The organism is Pseudomonas sp. PA-1-6B, from assembly GCF_021609545.1.
Classification (GTDB): domain Bacteria; phylum Pseudomonadota; class Gammaproteobacteria; order Pseudomonadales; family Pseudomonadaceae; genus Aquipseudomonas; species Aquipseudomonas fluorescens_BV.
Genome location: NZ_WJZM01000010.1, coordinates 30,489 through 47,333 on the forward strand (window position 1 = coordinate 30,489; position 16,845 = coordinate 47,333).

Below are 16,845 nucleotides of genomic sequence, written 5' to 3' on the forward strand. Positions count from 1 at the left end.
GCTAACAGCATCTTGTTTTCTTCACATTGTTGCGCTGCTGTAGGTGGTGGCGCAATTTTGGTGATGAGGTTTTCCCGTGGCGCCGCATGCGACAGTGAAGGGCTCACCATCGTGCAAACAACGCACGACGGTGATTACTCAAATGACTTTATGGAAGACCTGATAATCCCCTGCCGTATGGCTATTCGTGACGTTGGCCCCGGGGTCCCTTGGTATTGACGGGCCGCTGATGGCAACACTCTTGTTGAATGTTTTGTCCGGGTACACGCCTATGCCCACCCCTCCAGTGAGTTCCGCCAGACCTGGAACGTTTCGGGCCGTGTTCATATGGGCCCGGCCGACCAAGGCGAGTACTTTTTCGCCCGGCTTGCGTGTTTCCAAGATACGGGTCGCGAAGTAATTGAATTCTTGCAGGCGAGTAATGCCGTTGTCGTTGTCCCCAACGTACTTGTAGAAATCGGGCATATCCGATCGGCGGGTCAAGTAGTGGTGCTCGAGGGATTTGACGGTGATTCCATTGTCATTGGCAAGTTGAACCAGTTCTGAGAGCGTGGGAGACGCGCCTTGAGGACGGTGGCCACCCATGCCCACATCCATGAGCTGGCCCGCGGCATTGGTTTCGACACCTTCAATATAAAACGTGGTAACCCCCGACTCTTTGAGGGCCTGCATATTCTCTTTGAGCATCTGGAAACTGGCGATTTCGTTATGGCGCTCGCCCACTACCACCACATCAGTGATTTCGTAGGCCTTACGCAACAGGTCGGCCGGCGAGGTGCCGGGTGCGAGCTCCAGCCGGGGCGGGCGCGGCGGCATCTGGCCTTGAGTGAGCATGTTCTTGTAGAAGTTGTACAAATCCCGCCTGAACCAATACCTGGCCACTGGCAAGGTTTTAGGGGTGAAGTCGGCTTCGACCAGCCGCCCTCTGTTGAGGCTGAAATACTCGGCGTCTGGTAACGCTGGTCGGGCAGGGGCCTCGGCGCCTCTCGTCGAAGCTCCCGGTGCCGGCGTGGGCGCTCCACCGGGCAGTTGATTCAGGCGCCATTCACCGTTGCCCGCATGTTGTACAGAGGCGACGATTCTACTGCTTTTGGGCGCAGTTGATGGGACGTTCGGGTCGATGATATTGACCCAGCCACTGCGAGCGTGAAAGGCTGAATCGATCTGATAAACCCTGCTCACGCGGGTACTGTCGGTAAATCGGATGAACCACTCGTCGCCAACGTTATAGGTACCGTCACTCCTTAGCGTCCGGCCGTTGATCATATCGCCAGGCCTGGCGTACGCACTCAAGTCGCGCTCGGGAATGACGGCGTCGTTGGGCGTGCGTGAGCTGGCGATAGTGTTGCCGGTGCTGGCTAAAGGTCGCGCCGGCACTGGGCTGACGGGCGCAGGCAGTGCTCTTGGCCCTGGGCGCGGGGTAATCGCGCCTGTCGCCGTCGACGACTTGAATACCGGGCGTATGGGGGCCGCGCGAACATTGGAGATACCCGCCGCAGACAGGGTGAAATCACTGTAGATCGCCCGTCCCAGGCCGGGTCTTTTGATCAGGTGCGGCAACACTCTGCTGTTGGCGCGCAGTGCGCTGATGCCGGCTTTGCCCAGACGAAAACCCGCAGACACACCTTTGCCAGCCACCGGTATCAGGTCGGTAAAGATCAATGCCACTTCAATGCCGAACTCGATTTTGTTCTTGAGCGATTGCCGTGCGACCTCCGCACTGCTTACGGACTGGTGATCCGCTCGGTCGATCGCCATCTGTACGTGTTGTTTGTACAGATGGTCTTGGAAATCACCTTTTATGGGCTCAAGGCGAGTGGCGCCTCCCAGCAGCTTGATCGACGAGACCGCCAGCTCGGGGGACATCAATTTCGTTGGGCTGTACGCAGCTTCTTTAAGCGCTCCCTTGAACTGATCGACCTCATCTTTACTGACGGGTGATTTTCTTTGCGCGATATAGGTTGCCCACTCTTTTTTCTCCAGGAGGGTGTCGAGGGCCTTGTGGTCCGCGACTTCGCGATAAGTAATGCCGTCGGGAGCCTTGGGGGTGTACAGCACCAGCGATGGATCTGTCTGGCTGCCGATCACCATCACGCCCTGCACCGCTAGCCCCCTGTGGAGCAGGCTGTTGGCGACGATGGTTTTCCCATCGACTTGAGGGCGGGTGGCCGGGTCGGGGTGAGTCAGTACCGCATCCGCCCACTGCGCCGCGCGTTTATGGATGTTGTCGCTGGCCAGTTCCGTATAGGCGTCGGGGCTGAGTTCTGCCAGAAACGCTTCTTTATCCATCGCGTCTGCCAGATGAGCTTTCCACGCTGTGCGCAAGTGCACAGCGCTCCCCGATTGGGCATCTGGGGCCATTTCCTGTTTGAGCAGTTTGGTGTATTCGCCACCGACATCGGCGGTATTGACCAGTGCCTTGAGATCGTCGGTATCCAGGGTAACCGGCTTGCCGCTCAGGTCTCGTACGGGCTTGCCGTGCTTGTCGCGCAGAGGCAAGGTCATTTTCTCATCGGTGTATACACCTCTTTCGACGGCCGGGAAGCCACTGGGATTCTTCAGCGCCAAGTCGGTCAGGGACACCGCGTCTTGTTTCGAATAGAGGGGTTGGCCAGTCCCTCTTCCGCCGTGGATGGCGGTGCGGGTGTGGACCTGCACCATGAGTTGATCCGCATCGATTTCTGCTGCCGGGTATCGCTGCTTGATGGCTGCATTCAGGCGGTCACGGGCGAAGGTGTTCAGCGCCGGGATTTTTTCAAGCAGGGGCGTCAGCGCATCCAGGCTCCGTTCCTGCGCTTTGTCCAAGTGCAAAAACAAGGCTTCTTGAAAGGGGCTTAGATTCTTCAACCATTCGGGTTGGAGTTTGTCGGTCAGTTTGGCGTCCCGGGCCAGCATGGCGTTGGTGCCATCGGTGAGGTACGACCAGTCGGCCGCATTATCGATACCTTCCAATGTGGCACTGTCGAGAAGAAGGTTGACGGTTTTGCCTGGCGCCAATGCTGTGCTCAGGTGGGTATTAATGTCTGCCCGCTGGCGTTTGAGCATCCAGGGGATCGATTGCGCCAACACATCCCCGGCCGATGGCTCGACACTCGACATTAGATCTTTTCCGGTAATAGGGTCGGGCCTGTTTTGCAGAGCCGGGGGCAGGCCTTGCAGGAGCAACTTGGCCTCGACACCGCCCTGGTCCAGGCGGCTGGCCAAAGCCTGGCGTGCCTGGGCCGGGGTTGCGAATTCCTCGAAACCTTCGCTGGGCGTGTACATCACGACGGGGCCATTGTCATCGTTGAGCGCAAGTGCGCGCCCATTCGGCCAGGTGGGCGGCGTAGCATAGGAGCCGTCTTTTCGGGTGATGAGAAAGGCCCCTGGCAGCATCGCGCCATGTTCCGTTTGGTCATCCACAGTGACGGGGTACACCCCTAAGCGATCACCGTCGGTGAAGCGTTTTTCCCGGTCTTGCAGGGTGGGGTAGCGCAACGCGGAGTCGATCAGGCCTTTGCCGGTCGCGCTCAGGGTGCCATCGCTCAGGCGCAGTGAGGCGAGGATCGACAGCTGTTTTTTGTGCAGGAACAACAGTTGCTCTTGCGGCGACATCTGGAGAGTCGGCTGATTTTCCACCGGCCGCGGTGTGCTCCAGTATTCTTCAAGCGCCTGCGGGTATTGCGTGGCAATGCTGCGAGCAATGGATTGCAGCGTGCCTTCGGTAAAGGCCGGTACCGCCAGGTCGGCAATGGTTCGTCGATAGGTGAATTCAGTTCTTATGCCTCGCTCCGGGCGCATCAACGCATTCGGGTTGGCCTGGATGTCGCGGATCATCCTGGCCAGCGCAGCCATCAGGGGCTCTGAAGAGGCCAGTGATTCGCGTCCATCGCCCACTCTGTAGCGATTGAAACTGAGCATGTCGGGATTCAGCGGCCTGATCGCGGGGAACGCTTCCTCAAGTTGCGACTGTACAAAGGCCTTGAAGCCGGGTTGCTGGCTATGCAGGCGTTGCTTGTCTTCGGTCAGCATCGCGTGTTCAGCGGTGAACTGTGTTTCATTGCTGGGTTTGAAATGCTTCACCAACTGCGGGTATCGCATTTTCGCCGGGGTTATACCTGACGAGGCGGGAGTAGGCGGGTCATCGGGGGCGTAATTGGCGGCGGCGGGCAAGGGGACTGATGCAGGTTGTTGCAGAGTTGCGGGTGGTGTAGGCGGGCTGGTCGGGGGAGTACCGGGTGAGGCGTGAGATGAGGTCAGGAGGTTTTGCGAATGTCGCTCTGACAGTGCTGGGGTAAGTGACATGGAAAGAGTCTCATGGGAATTGAATCTCCAATGCTCAGGTCCTGCTCATTACGTCCGTGTAAATCGCTGGTTGAGTGAGTCTCGGGTGTCGGATGGTTCATCGCAAAAGTGTAAGAAGATCACAATGCATTGCAGCGAACCTCCGGCAGATCAGGCGCCAGCGCAGGAAATCACTGACGCCCCTCACGGCCACGGTATTCAGGGTTGAAACGCGCCGATAAAAATCGCCGGATCTACCCGTGCATCGTTCAGGCTGACGTTCCAGTGCATATGCGGCCCAGTGGCCCGGCCTGTCGAGCCGACTTTGCCGACTACCGCACCGCGCACCAGTGGCTGACCCACCTTCACATCGATCTTCGACATATGGCAGAACATGCTGATAAAGCCCTGGCCATGGTCGACAAACACGGTATTGCCGTTGAAGAAGTAATTGCCGACCAGAATCACCTTGCCATTGGCGGGTGTCTTGATCGGTGTGCCGGCCGGTACGGCGAAATCCAGGCCCGAATGCGGGTTGCGTTCTTCACCGTTGAAGAAGCGGCGCACCCCGAATTTGCTCGAAAGCGGCCCGTTCACCGGTTTATCCAGCACCAGATTGCTAGGCAGGTTCGGGCTGAAGCTGCGGTAAGCCTTGAGCTGCACTGCCAGTTCGCCTTCGATGCGCTTGAGCTGGGCCGGGTCAGGGTTGACCTGGCTCTTGTTCTTCAAGGTGATGCGCTGTTCCGGATACTTCTTGTAACCGACGATAAACGGCAGGTTGCGCCCACCGCTGCTGATGCGCTCGTTGCCAGGCTTGACCGTTAACGGGATACCCACAATCGCCAGCCAGTTGTCCTGCTCCTTGACCACCAGCACCGGCTTGCCCTGGTAGGTGGCTTTCGGCGCCGTGGCCGAAGGGCCTAGTTCGACGACGGCCACGCCGCCTGGCACCGGTTTGTTCAGGGTCCGCGTGATGTAACTGTCGGCGTGGGCGTTAAATGTGAGGCACAACAGCATCAACAGGCTCAGTAGGCGTGGCATCGATCAATCCAATAATGAAAGGGTGACGGGTGTCAGGTGGTTGTCTTCCACCCGCACTTGCAATTGGCCTTCACCCAGGCGCGCGGTGAGGCGCTGGCCGGTGTGGGTTTGTGCGGCATTGCGAATCGCCTGGCCGCGCTCGTCCAACAGGATGCTGTAGCCGCGGCCCAGGGTCGCCAGAGGGCTGACCACCTGCAATGTCTGCACTTGGCTCTGCAGTTGCAGACGCCGAGCCTTGAGACCTTCACGCATGGCGCGGGGCAGGCGTTCGGCGAGGCTGTCCAGGCGCTGGCGCAAGAGTGCCAGTTGACGGCCGGGGTGCTGGCCGGCGAGGCGGGTTTCCAGGCGGATCAAGCGCTCGCGACGGGTATTGAGGCTACGCTCAAAGGCGCGGCGCAAGCGCATGTCCAGGTCATCCAGGCGCTGGGCCTGCTGGCGCAAGCGCTCGCCTGGGTGACGAAGGCGCCGGGCCATGCCTTCCAGGCGCAGGCGGCTGTGGCTCAGGCGGTTGCGCATCAGCATCACCAGGCGGCGCTGCAGGTTTTCCACTTGACGCACCAGGTGGCTGGCGTCGGGAGCCAGCAACTCGGCGGCGGCGGAGGGAGTAGGGGCGCGGACGTCCGCCACGAAGTCGCTGATGGACACATCGGTTTCATGACCAACGGCACTGACGATAGGGGTAACGCAGGCATCAATTGCGCGGGCCACCGCCTCTTCGTTGAAGCACCACAAGTCTTCCAGGGAGCCACCGCCACGGGCCAGGATCAGCGCGTCGAAACCCCGGGCGTCGGCGAGTTTCAGCGCCCGCACGATTTGCGGGATTGCTTCGCGGCCTTGCACGGCGGTAGGGATCAGGGTCAGTTCAACGTTCGGCGCGCGGCGGCGGAACACGCTGATGATGTCGCGGATCACCGCGCCGGTGGGCGAGCTGATAATACCGATGCGCCGAGGATGCGCCGGCAGCGCCACTTTGCGTTCGGCACTGAACAGGCCTTCGGCGCTCAGCTTTTCCTTCAGTGCATCGAAGGCCAGGCGTAGCGCACCATCACCGGCCGGCTCCACGGTATCGAGGATCAGTTGGTAATCGCCGCGGCCCTCGAACAACGAGACCTTGCCGCGCACCTTCACCGCCAGGCCATCCTTCAACGCCTGACGTACCCGCGCCGCGTTATTGCGAAACAGCGCGCAACGCACCTGGGCGCCACTGTCCTTGAGCGTGAAATACACATGGCCGGAGGCCGGGCGGGCGAGGTTGGAGATCTCGCCTTCCACCCAGATATTGGTGAACACGTCTTCCAGCAACACCCGCGCGCGGCCGTTGAGCTGGCTGACAGTCAGGACTTCGCGGTCCAGGCCCAAGCGGGCAAAAGGATCTTTAATCATGGGCGGCAGTTTATAGGCATTCGTGCAGGGTTTGACAGAATTGCTCCACCAGCGCGTTTGGCGCTTGCGCACAGGCCAGGGCTACGGTGCTGTCGCAGTCAGGGTCGGCCAAGGGCAAAAATTGCACGTTGGGCGGGGCGATGTCCTGCATGGATTTTGGTAACAGGGCAATCCCGAAACCGGCCTGGATCAATTGCAACTGCGTGGTCTTGCGCGACATTACCCGCGCCGCCTTGGGGAAAAAACCTGCACGCATGCACAATTCAGCCGACAGATAGCTCAGCCCGCCGCGCTGAGGGTGGGGGATTGAAATAAACGCCTCGTCCTTGAGTTGCATTAACTCGACCGCTGCGTTGCCGCGTGCCAAGGGATGACCCGTAGGCACTGCCAGCGCCAACGGCTCGGTGCACCAAGGCACCACGCGCACGCCTTCGCGCTGGCGCAACACCGGCAACCGCAGCAGGCCGACGTCCAGGCGCCCCTCGGCGATTTCCTCCAGTTGGGCTTCGGAGGAGAGTTTGACGATATCCATCGACACACCCGGACAGCGCTCCAGCCACGTGCTGATGCCTTGCAGTAACGCGCCGCTCATCGGCACGGTGCTCGAATGGCTCAGGCGCAAGGTGCCGAGCTGGCCCTGGCCCACTTGTGTCGCCAGGTCGCTGGCCTTGAGCAACTCACTCAGCAGGTTGCGCGCCCGTGGGTAGAAGGCTTCGCCGGCGGCCGTCAGCCTTGGCTGGCGTGCAGTGCGTTCGAACAGTGGGGTTTGCAGTTGAGATTCAAGTTCCTTGATCTGCCGGCTCAAGGCTGATTGCGCCACGAACAGGCGCTCGGCGGCAGCACTGAAGCTACCGCTGTCGGCGATTTCGACGAAATAACGCAGTTGCCGGGTGGAGATCAAGAGTCATGCCTTTTTGAGATGAGTAGTGAGCCTGGAAGATATTAGTCGCAACCCTTGCCGATGGCTAAAGTGAACGGCATCTCAATAGAAGGAATAATTCATGGGCCCGGTTGAGCTGATGAGCCAGTGGTCGTTCGGTGGTATTGATTGGCTGGTGATCGGCCTGGGCGTGACGGTGGCTTATATCGTGTTCGGCATTGCCGGGTTCGGCACGGCGCTGGTGGCGGGGCCCATCCTGATTTTATTCATGCCGCTGTCGAAGATCATCCCGTTGCTGGTGCTTCTGGACTTTGTCGCGGCGTTTGGCGGCCTGCTGCAAACGCGGCGCGATGTGAACAAGCCGGAACTGTTGCGGTTGCTGCCCTGCATGGCCATCGGCTGCACCCTGGGCGTGGTGTTTTTGCTCAACCTGCATTCGGACCTGTTGCTGTTATTGATGGGGCTGTTTATCAGCGCCTACGCGATTTACAGCCTGGCGGTGAAAGCACGACCGACTCAGCTGGCGGCGGGCTGGTCGGCCCCCATGGGCACTGTTGGGGGGCTGTTTGGTGCGCTATTCGGCAGTGGCGGCTTTTTATATGCGATTTACCTGAACAGCCGTTTGCCCAAGGACGCGGCGCGGGCTACGCAAAGCGCGCTGATCAGTTGCAGCACGGTGGTGCGTTTGAGTCTGTTCCTGATTGCCGGGGTGTATGCAGATTTGCCGTTATTGATGTTGGCGGTTTGCCTGTTTCCGGCGATGGTTCTGGGGTTGTGGTGTGGGCGCAGGCTGACGATGCGGCTGTCCCGTGAGGCGTTCGTGCGGTTGGTGACCTGGCTGGTATTGGCCAGTGGTATTGCGTTGATCGGACGGTATTTGAGTACTTGACCTGATTTTTTCAGGGATTAAGCTGCCAGCCTCCCGGGCGTCATCGCGGGCAAGCCCGGCTCCCACATTGGAATGCGATCACCTGTGGGAGCCGGGCTTGCCCGCGATGGCGCCAATAGCCACACCGCAGGACTCCCATGAACTCCCAAAGCATCCTTGTCCCGAAAATCTCCACCTTGCCGGTCCACGAACCCCGCGCCCGGGCGATTGTGCGCTGGCTGGTGCGCAAGAACATCATCAAGGAAGAGCTCACCACCTGTGGGCGTACCGGCAACCGCATGGGCTACGCCCTGGCCGATGGTGCCCGCGCCGTGGTGCTGCACCCCGAGGCGCTGCCATTCAACGAGCCGGTCAATGGCCTGGAGATCATCTACAAGCGTTGCATCTATACCCCGGCCAAGGGGTTCCTCGAAGAAGCGGGCTGCCCGGAGTGCCTCAAGGAAGTCGGCGAGGCGCTGTTTGAAAGCCTGGAAGACTGGATGCCTGGCCACACCGATAACTTCACCTGCCCGCTATGTGGGCATGAAGACGACATCAATGGCTTTCTGTTCCTGCAGGAATGCGGGTTTTCCAACCTGGGATTCATTTTCAACAACTGGGCGGAGGCGGGTTTCAAACAAAGCTTTATCGACGAGTTTGCCGATTGGCTGGACCAGAAGATCAGTTGGGTCAAAGTCGAGCTATAACCCTGATCAAATTACCCATCTATCAGTATTACCAAGTTTGTCAGAGTTTTACATTGAGCCCGGCAGGGTGCATGTATATAATGGCGCGCTTCCATTTTCCCGCTCGGGAGCCCCCGCGATGCTGCGTATCAGCCAAGAAGCTCTGACATTCGACGACATTCTCCTAGTGCCCGGTTATTCCGAGGTGCTTCCTAACGAAGTCAGTCTCAAGACCCGCCTAACCCGTGGCATCGAGCTGAATATTCCCCTGGTTTCCGCTGCCATGGACACCGTCACCGAAGCCCGTCTGGCCATTGCCATGGCTCAGGAAGGCGGCATCGGCATCATCCACAAGAACATGACCATCGAGCAGCAAGCTGCCGAAGTGCGCAAGGTCAAGCGTTACGAAGCCGGAGTGGTGAAAGATCCGATCACCATCGAAGCCGACGCTACCGTGCGTGACCTGTTCGAACTCACGCGTATGCACAACATCTCCGGCGTCCCGGTGCTGCACGATGGCGACCTGGTCGGCATCGTCACTTCCCGTGACGTGCGTTTCGAGAACCGCCTTGAAGTCACCGTCCGCGAAGTGATGACGCCTAAAGAGCGCCTCGTCACCGTCAAGGAAGGCGCCGACAAGAACGATGTGCGTGAACTGCTGCACAAGCACCGCATCGAGCGCGTGCTGATCGTCGACGACAAGTTCGCCCTCAAGGGCATGATGACCGTCAACGACATCGAAAAAGCCAAGGCTTACCCGCTGGCCAGCAAGGATGACCAAGGTCGTCTGCGCGTTGGCGCTGCGGTCGGTACCGGTAAAGACACCGGTGATCGCGTCTCGGCGCTGGTCGCTGCCGGTGTTGACGTGGTAGTGGTCGACACCGCCCACGGCCACTCCAAAGGCGTGATCGACCGCGTGCGTTGGGTCAAGCAGAACTTCCCTGAAGTGCAGGTGATCGGCGGCAACATCGCCACCGGCGCTGCCGCCAAGGCCCTGGCCGAAGCTGGCGCCGACGCAGTCAAGGTCGGTATCGGCCCAGGTTCTATCTGCACCACGCGCATCGTCGCCGGTGTGGGCGTGCCGCAAATCAGCGCCATCGCCAATGTCGCCGCTGCCCTTGAAGGCACTGGCGTACCCTTGATCGCCGACGGTGGCATCCGTTTCTCCGGTGACCTGTCCAAGGCCATCGTTGCCGGTGCCTCCTGCGTGATGATGGGCTCGATGTTCGCCGGTACCGAAGAAGCGCCAGGCGAGATCGAACTGTTCCAGGGCCGTTCGTACAAGGCTTACCGTGGCATGGGTTCGCTGGGTGCCATGTCCCAGGCGCAAGGCTCTTCCGACCGATACTTCCAGGACTCTTCGGCAGGCGCCGAGAAGCTCGTACCGGAAGGCATCGAAGGCCGTGTGCCGTACAAAGGCACCCTGAGCGCGATCATCCATCAATTGATGGGCGGCCTGCGTTCCTCGATGGGCTACACCGGCAGCGCCAACATCGAAGAAATGCGCACCAAGCCAGAGTTCGTACGGATCACCGGCGCCGGCATGGCTGAATCCCATGTCCACGACGTGCAGATCACCAAGGAAGCGCCAAACTACCGTGTAGGTTGAGGCTTCCAGCAAAACGTTAAGTAACCGGGGCTGTTCTTTCAGCCCCGAGTTGTTTCTGATTCATTAGACGAGACTGACTTCATGGCCCTCGACATTCACGCCCACCGCATCCTGATCCTCGACTTCGGTTCCCAGTACACTCAGCTGATCGCCCGCCGCGTGCGTGAAATCGGCGTGTACTGCGAACTGCATCCGTTCGACATGGACGATGAAGCGATCCGCGAATTCGCACCCAAAGGCGTCATTCTCGCCGGTGGCCCCGAGTCCGTGCACGAAGCCAACAGCCCGCGCTGCCCGCAAGCGGTATTCGACCTGGGCGTGCCGGTATTCGGCATCTGCTACGGCATGCAGACCATGGCCGAGCAACTGGGTGGCAAGGTAGAAGGCTCCGAGTTGCGTGAATTCGGTTATGCCCGTGTGGACGTGGTTGGCAAGAGCCGCCTGCTGGACGGCATCGAAGACCACATCGATGCTGACGGCCTGTTCGGCCTCGACGTCTGGATGAGCCACGGTGACAAGGTCACCAAAATGCCGGAAGACTTCCACATCCTGGCCAGCACCCCGAGCTGCCCGATTGCCGGCATGTTCAGCGACGAGCGTCGCTACTACGGCGTGCAGTTTCACCCGGAAGTGACCCACACCAAGCAAGGCGGGCGCATCCTGTCGCGTTTCATCCTCGACATTTGCGAGTGTGAAGCCCTGTGGACCCCGTCGAAAATCGCTGAAGACGCCATCGCCCAAGTGCGCGCCCAGGTCGGCACCGACAACGTGCTGCTCGGCCTGTCCGGTGGCGTTGACTCCTCGGTTGTGGCTGCCTTGCTGCACAAGGCCATCGGCGACCAGCTGACCTGCGTATTCGTCGACAACGGCCTGCTGCGCCTGCACGAAGGTGAGCAAGTGATGGCCATGTTCGCCGAGAACATGGGCGTCAAGGTGATCCGCGCCAACGCTGAGGACCAGTTCCTCAACAACCTGGCCGGCGAGTCCGACCCGGAGAAGAAGCGCAAGATCATTGGTCGCACCTTCATCGACGTGTTCGATGCCGAGTCCAACAAACTGGACAACATCAAATACCTCGCCCAGGGCACCATCTACCCCGACGTGATCGAGTCGGCCGGCGCCAAGAGCGGCAAGGCCCACGTGATCAAGTCCCACCACAACGTGGGCGGCCTGCCTGAGGAAATGAACCTCAAGCTGGTAGAACCGCTGCGCGAACTGTTCAAGGACGAAGTCCGCCGTCTGGGCCTGGAACTGGGCCTGCCGTACGACATGGTCTACCGCCACCCATTCCCGGGCCCGGGCCTGGGCGTGCGTATCCTGGGTGAAGTGAAGAAGGAATACGCCGACCTGCTGCGTCGCGCCGACCACATCTTCATCGAAGAACTGCGCAAGGCCGACTGGTACCACAAGGTCAGCCAGGCGTTCGTAGTGTTCCAGCCGGTGAAATCGGTTGGCGTTGTAGGCGATGGCCGCCGTTACGCGTGGGTTGTTGCACTGCGTGCCGTAGAGACGATCGACTTCATGACAGCGCGTTGGGCACACCTGCCTTACGAACTGCTGGAGACGGTCAGCGGCCGTATCATCAATGAGATCGAAGGTATCTCGCGCGTGACGTATGACGTGTCGAGCAAGCCGCCGGCGACGATTGAGTGGGAGTGATTCCTGGCCCGCGCCTCGAATCGTAAATAAACAAAGCCCCGGCAGATGCCGGGGCTTTGTTGTTTCAGGGGGGGATCCGTGGCTAGCGAGCAAATGTTTCCCACTGCCCTTGTGCGTTCAGCCGAACCGCAATCGAATCCGCAGTGGCGTTGGGGGCGTGGGGGTTGATGATGGCCCAGCCGCTGGTCCCCCCTCGATAGGTTTCATAGCGTACGTAATAGGGTTTGCCATCGTACAGAATCGCCTCGCCAGGGTCGGACGTGAGTCGATAGATCCCTTGGTATTTCCCAGGTTCGCTGACCGGTGCTTCGCCCTCCAGGATCTCATTGGCTTCCCACGCAGGAGGAACCTGCGGGGCGCTGGTCGCTGCCGGCATCACGGGTAAATTCACTGCGGGAACAAAGCCTGCGGGTGGCGGGATGTCGTCGTAAGCGGGCACGTTATTAATGTTTACCTCGGCCGTCGGAACCGGCGTCTTGATCAGTGGCAACCCCCTGAACCGCATACCCTGGTTGTTGAGGGCCTGGAGCAGTTCCGGCAAGGAGTTGTAAACGTTACCGTTAAGCCGAGGGAACTGGGCCGCATCAATAAAGTAACCCTGGCTGATGGTGCCCTGGATAGTACTGCGCACCAGCGCCTTGAGCCGATTACGGTGGATCAGGGTCAATGTCGATTGGGTCTGTTCCAGCAGGTAATCGCCAGGAAGCTTGAGCGCATCCTCGACCTGCCGCTCAGTGAACACATAGGTGCGTGGCATCTCCAGTTCGGTCATGGGTATTTTCAGAGAGAGGTCTGTGTCCAGAGCATTCAGGCTCGGGTTTACTTTGGGCCGATTCACTACCTTTGGGCCAAGACGCACTTCAACCTTGGGGCTGGCGGCATTGAGTTCCTCAACGATGCGCAGGCTGGTGCCACCGTTTATTTCACTGATACCGGCCACGCCCCTGAACGTGTTGGTGTTTTGCGCCCCGGTCAACGCTACCCATTTGCCGACGCCGTTCTTGAGCTGGTCCAGGCGAATGATTTCGCTGGTCAGGAAGTTCTTGGCCATTTGTTCATCCATCGCCACCGCGAAGGATCGGTAATTGGCCAGGCAGCCCGTGGCCTGCACACGTATGCCGTATGCCCTGGCGGCGGTGAGCAGTGCCTGGGTGTTAAAGCGTACCGGCAACAAGGCATCCATTTGCTCAAGATAGACTTTCAGGTCGTCAGACAGCACCCCGGTGTTGGCGAACGTATCGAGGTCCAGTTGATGCAGGTCGTTGAACAGGCGGTTCAGGTAGAGCGTCTTGATCCCTTGGCGCGCCAGGGCAGGCATGTCTTTGATCAGAACGTACAAGCTGGCGATGCGATTCGGGCTTTCAGCGACGACCAGACCGGGGGCGGTTTTGAACACGGCTTCAATCAGCTCGGTGGAGGACATTTCTGGCGTGAGCGAGGGCAAGGCCGGGCGCTCAGGCAGGCTGTGAATGAAAAAGGGCCGGGAGAAAAATTGACGCGCTGCGGTGAGGATTTTGGTGCGCGCCGGATTGATAAAATAATCTGAGGTGTAGAAGTCAGTGAAGCCGCCTCCAGGCTTGGGGATACGCTTGAAGTGGTCCGGCCTGCCGCCCATTGCCAGCTCAATCTGGTACGGGTCCAGGTCGTTGAGGTCATAAGCGGTGCCGAGGCTGGAGGGGGGGTTACTGGCGTTGGGCGAGCCATAGGAACTCGGCATGGTTTCTTCGACCGTGCTTGTACCCAGCCGTGTTTCGCCTGCAGCGACCGTGTCGACCGGAGCACCTCCCCTGATGGCGTCGGATGGACGCAAAGCGAGCTCCCATTCACCGGCGGCATTGAGTTGTACCGGGCGTGTGCCGTAAAAAGCGTTAGGGTTCTGTGGATCGATAATTGCCCAGCTCCCTTCGCCATTGATATCGGCCTCGTAGCGTACGTAATAGACGGCATCCTTGAACTTGATGACGGTCGAAGGGTTGGCTTTGACGGTGTAGATATTGCGGTAGCGTCCTCCTTCGGTCATTGGGGTTGCCTCTTCCAGGCCTTGCAGGCGTTTCCAGGATGTCGGTATCTGGGAGGTGGCGGCCGGTGGCTCCCCGGCAGTGGGCGGTACCGTCGTTTCTCCACCCGTCGGTGTCACTGCGGGCTCATCGACGGGCTCAGGCTGTAGTTCCTTTTTGTACTCGGCCATTTCGGCGGCCTCTGCGGCATCGACCTCCGCACCCACCTCCGTGATGGGGCCCGGCCCGGCCAGGGCCAGCACGTTGAACAGCATGGCGATACCATTGATCACCGCCGCCGTCACGCCAGCCTTGCGCTCTGCGCGGGTACGGCCATTGACGGCCTGATCGATATTCATACCGGTGAGCGCGATGCTGGCGCCCAGGACCGGCAAAGCCACTTCCCAGCCGATCGCGGCCATTGGGCCGAACACTTTCAAGCCGGCGCTCAGGTAGCCTATCCACAGTTTTTTTTGCAGGTCCTTCTGGGTGGTCAGCAGTTGCCGAGCCTCGTCGTACATGGACCAGCGCGTACGCTCCATCAACCAGGAGAAAGCATCGAGATTGATCGCCTGGTTTTTGCGGTTGATCAGATGGTGGTCGGACTTGCCCCACGTGCCGACGAGACGGTTCATCAGGTCAGTGATGTTCTCCTGCATGGCCAGGCGATCAGACAGCGGGAAGTGACAGAGGAAGGCGTCGCGGCTCTGTTCGTTGTTCATTTTGCCCAGAACCCACCAGTGCATGTCCGCCGGGGTTTCCAGGACTTGGAACGCAGGGGTGTCGCCGGGCGTGTAAAGAATCTGGCGGCCCTTCGGATCGACGATGCGTAGCAAGTTGAACGCCACATGGCCGTCTACATCCAGGGCGTATACCTGGGGAGGTTCGCCTGCAGACACTTCGGTTTGCAGCATCTTGCGGGTGATAGGCCACGTCACGTTGGAGGCGACAGTACTGATGCAGGTCTCTAGGTCTTCTTTTGTCAGCTGTTTGAGGTCGGCGGCCTGAACCGCTTTGCTGAGAAAATTGCATTTGGCCAGGGTTCGGAAGTCGTCGGCATGGCTGTGCCAGAAGTCGTCCAGTTGACCGTTGTAGAGGCTGTCGAATCGAATGTTCCAGAAGTCCTTCAGCACTTCGTTGCCATGCAGACGCACTTCGTTGGTTTCATTAAAGTCGCCATACACCGGACCCGTGGTGTAAAAACCCCCATACAGGTCGAGCAAGTCGGCGTTGTCGAAATCGGTGGCACGAAAGCGATGAATCACCAACTGCGTCAGGGTTGTCGATTCGTAGGGTTTTTCCAGTAGGTGTTCCCAACCGGTGAAGGTCTTGGTGCTGCTCTGGGCGCTCTTGAACCGATGGTAGTAGACGTCATCCGGGTCCAGGCCTTTTACACCGTGCTTTTGCAGGATGTCGCAGGCGGTTTGATGGGCGCTGTCATTCAGGCTGGGGCATGCCGGGATTATTTGGGTGGCCAACGTTATCAGCGCGGCCTTGTCGGCTGCATTGGGCAGGGGGGTACCGGTACTCATGGAGGGCTCATCCTTCAAAAAGAAGGCGAGGGTCCCTTAGGTGCGACGCTTGCGGGCGCTACATAGTTGTTGGGTAAGGCTTCAGCGTCTCGCAATATCCGAAAAATAAAACTTATCCAACGTATGCCGCGACTCGGTGTACTCGAACTGCCTTCCATCCTGCAAAAACGTCTGGTTACTCACCACAATCACATGGCTTTGCCCCTCCAGATCCAGATGCGCCTGGTCGTCCTTGCTGCGCGGCAGGGCTTCGATGGTGCGTTGCGCGTAGCTGATCTGCAGCTGCAGCGTTTGCTCGATAAACGCGTAGATCGACTGCTCGGCGATGTCGCGGTCCAGGCCGGGAATCAGGTCGCTGATGAAGTGGTTGATGTCCAGAATCACGCGTTTGCCGCCGATGCGGCGCACCCGTTTGATGCGCGTGATCAATGTGCCGGGTTCGGCCTCGATGTGCTGCAGCAGTGAGCCTTCCAACGGGATCTGGGTGAACTCGACCACGTCGGTACGTACGTCATCGCCCAGGTCAGCGTGGGTTTCGTGGAAGCTGACGATGCCGCCCAGTTGGAACTCGATCGGGTTGGGCGACAACACAAAGGTGCCCTTGCCGTGGATCTTTTGCGCAAAGCCACGTTCCTGCAACTGCTCGATGGCGCGCCGTACGGTGCCACGGCTGGCCTGGTAGGCGTCCATCAGTTCGGTTTCGGAGGGAAGGCGCGTACCGCGTTGCAGGCGCTCGGTGGTGATGCTGGCAAGCAGATCCGTATAGATCTGGTTGTATTTGCTCATGGGATGGCTCTTGCCCGGCGTTATGAAGGTGGACTGCGCGTTCAAGGCAGGAACCTTAGTGGCAGAGGTTGGGTTTGTCCATTGGACACCTGTGCACGCAGGTGAAAAACCTGACGGAAAGATCGTATGGATAAACAAAAG

At 59.5% G+C, this 16,845-nt stretch carries 10 protein-coding genes; 4 read left to right on the plus strand and 6 right to left on the minus strand.

Features of this window, described 5'->3' with window-relative positions:
• Positions 1-138: 138 nt before the first annotated feature.
• The 4 genes from GIV35_RS07585 to GIV35_RS07600 all read right to left on the minus strand — a co-directional run bounded on the left by GIV35_RS07585 (position 139) and on the right by GIV35_RS07600 (position 7,588).
• On the minus strand, positions 139-4,011 hold the full coding sequence (locus GIV35_RS07585) for a membrane-targeted effector domain-containing toxin (RefSeq protein ID WP_236485862.1): 3,873 nt from the start codon (positions 4,009-4,011) through the stop codon (positions 139-141).
• A 471-nt stretch (positions 4,012-4,482) separates the two neighbouring features.
• Positions 4,483-5,304, minus strand: a complete 822-nt coding sequence (locus GIV35_RS07590) for a M23 family metallopeptidase (RefSeq protein ID WP_057975063.1) — start codon at positions 5,302-5,304, stop codon at positions 4,483-4,485.
• A 3-nt stretch (positions 5,305-5,307) separates the two neighbouring features.
• Positions 5,308-6,687 carry an exodeoxyribonuclease VII large subunit gene (gene xseA, locus GIV35_RS07595; RefSeq protein ID WP_054897806.1) on the minus strand — a complete coding sequence of 460 codons (1,380 nt, stop codon included), beginning with the start codon at positions 6,685-6,687 and terminating at the stop codon, positions 5,308-5,310.
• A 10-nt stretch (positions 6,688-6,697) separates the two neighbouring features.
• Entirely contained in the window at positions 6,698-7,588 is an 891-nt protein-coding gene (locus GIV35_RS07600; RefSeq protein WP_105228352.1) for a LysR family transcriptional regulator, read from the minus strand.
• A gap of 100 nt (positions 7,589-7,688) precedes the next feature.
• Between GIV35_RS07600 and GIV35_RS07605 the strand changes: the two genes are divergently transcribed.
• From GIV35_RS07605 to guaA, 4 genes are all read left to right on the plus strand, one after another.
• Positions 7,689-8,456: a sulfite exporter TauE/SafE family protein gene (locus tag GIV35_RS07605; RefSeq protein WP_223023355.1), complete on the plus strand. Its 768-nt coding sequence runs from the start codon at positions 7,689-7,691 to the stop codon at positions 8,454-8,456.
• Positions 8,457-8,593: 137 nt separating this feature from the next.
• Positions 8,594-9,142, plus strand: a complete 549-nt coding sequence (locus tag GIV35_RS07610) for a hypothetical protein (protein ID WP_057703905.1) — start codon at positions 8,594-8,596, stop codon at positions 9,140-9,142.
• A gap of 118 nt (positions 9,143-9,260) precedes the next feature.
• Positions 9,261-10,730, plus strand: coding sequence for an IMP dehydrogenase (gene guaB / locus GIV35_RS07615; RefSeq protein ID WP_034128014.1), 1,470 nt, complete (start codon positions 9,261-9,263; stop codon positions 10,728-10,730).
• Positions 10,731-10,811: 81 nt separating this feature from the next.
• Positions 10,812-12,389, plus strand: a complete 1,578-nt coding sequence (guaA, locus tag GIV35_RS07620) for a glutamine-hydrolyzing GMP synthase (protein ID WP_014719806.1) — start codon at positions 10,812-10,814, stop codon at positions 12,387-12,389.
• Positions 12,390-12,471: 82 nt separating this feature from the next.
• Here guaA and GIV35_RS07625 read toward each other — a convergent pair whose 3' ends face one another.
• Both GIV35_RS07625 and treR read right to left on the minus strand, forming a co-directional pair.
• Positions 12,472-15,918, minus strand: a complete 3,447-nt coding sequence (locus GIV35_RS07625) for a membrane-targeted effector domain-containing toxin (protein WP_236264832.1) — start codon at positions 15,916-15,918, stop codon at positions 12,472-12,474.
• An 81-nt stretch (positions 15,919-15,999) separates the two neighbouring features.
• Positions 16,000-16,704, minus strand: coding sequence for a trehalose operon repressor (treR, locus tag GIV35_RS07630; protein WP_054918297.1), 705 nt, complete (start codon positions 16,702-16,704; stop codon positions 16,000-16,002).
• Positions 16,705-16,845: the final 141 nt, after the last annotated feature.

Excerpts from the sequence above, each read along its gene's own strand:
- GIV35_RS07585 (WP_236485862.1), bottom strand. The coding sequence starts at position 4,011 with ATGCTGACCGAAGACAAGCAACGCCTGCATAGCCAGCAACCCGGCTTC.
- GIV35_RS07590 (WP_057975063.1), bottom strand. The coding sequence starts at position 5,304 with ATGCCACGCCTACTGAGCCTGTTGATGCTGTTGTGCCTCACATTTAAC.
- xseA (WP_054897806.1), bottom strand. The coding sequence starts at position 6,687 with ATGATTAAAGATCCTTTTGCCCGCTTGGGCCTGGACCGCGAAGTCCTG.
- GIV35_RS07605 (WP_223023355.1), top strand. The coding sequence starts at position 7,689 with ATGGGCCCGGTTGAGCTGATGAGCCAGTGGTCGTTCGGTGGTATTGAT.
- GIV35_RS07610 (WP_057703905.1), top strand. The coding sequence starts at position 8,594 with ATGAACTCCCAAAGCATCCTTGTCCCGAAAATCTCCACCTTGCCGGTC.
- guaB (WP_034128014.1), top strand. The coding sequence starts at position 9,261 with ATGCTGCGTATCAGCCAAGAAGCTCTGACATTCGACGACATTCTCCTA.
- guaA (WP_014719806.1), top strand. The coding sequence starts at position 10,812 with ATGGCCCTCGACATTCACGCCCACCGCATCCTGATCCTCGACTTCGGT.
- GIV35_RS07625 (WP_236264832.1), bottom strand. The coding sequence starts at position 15,918 with ATGAGTACCGGTACCCCCCTGCCCAATGCAGCCGACAAGGCCGCGCTG.
- treR (WP_054918297.1), bottom strand. The coding sequence starts at position 16,704 with ATGAGCAAATACAACCAGATCTATACGGATCTGCTTGCCAGCATCACC.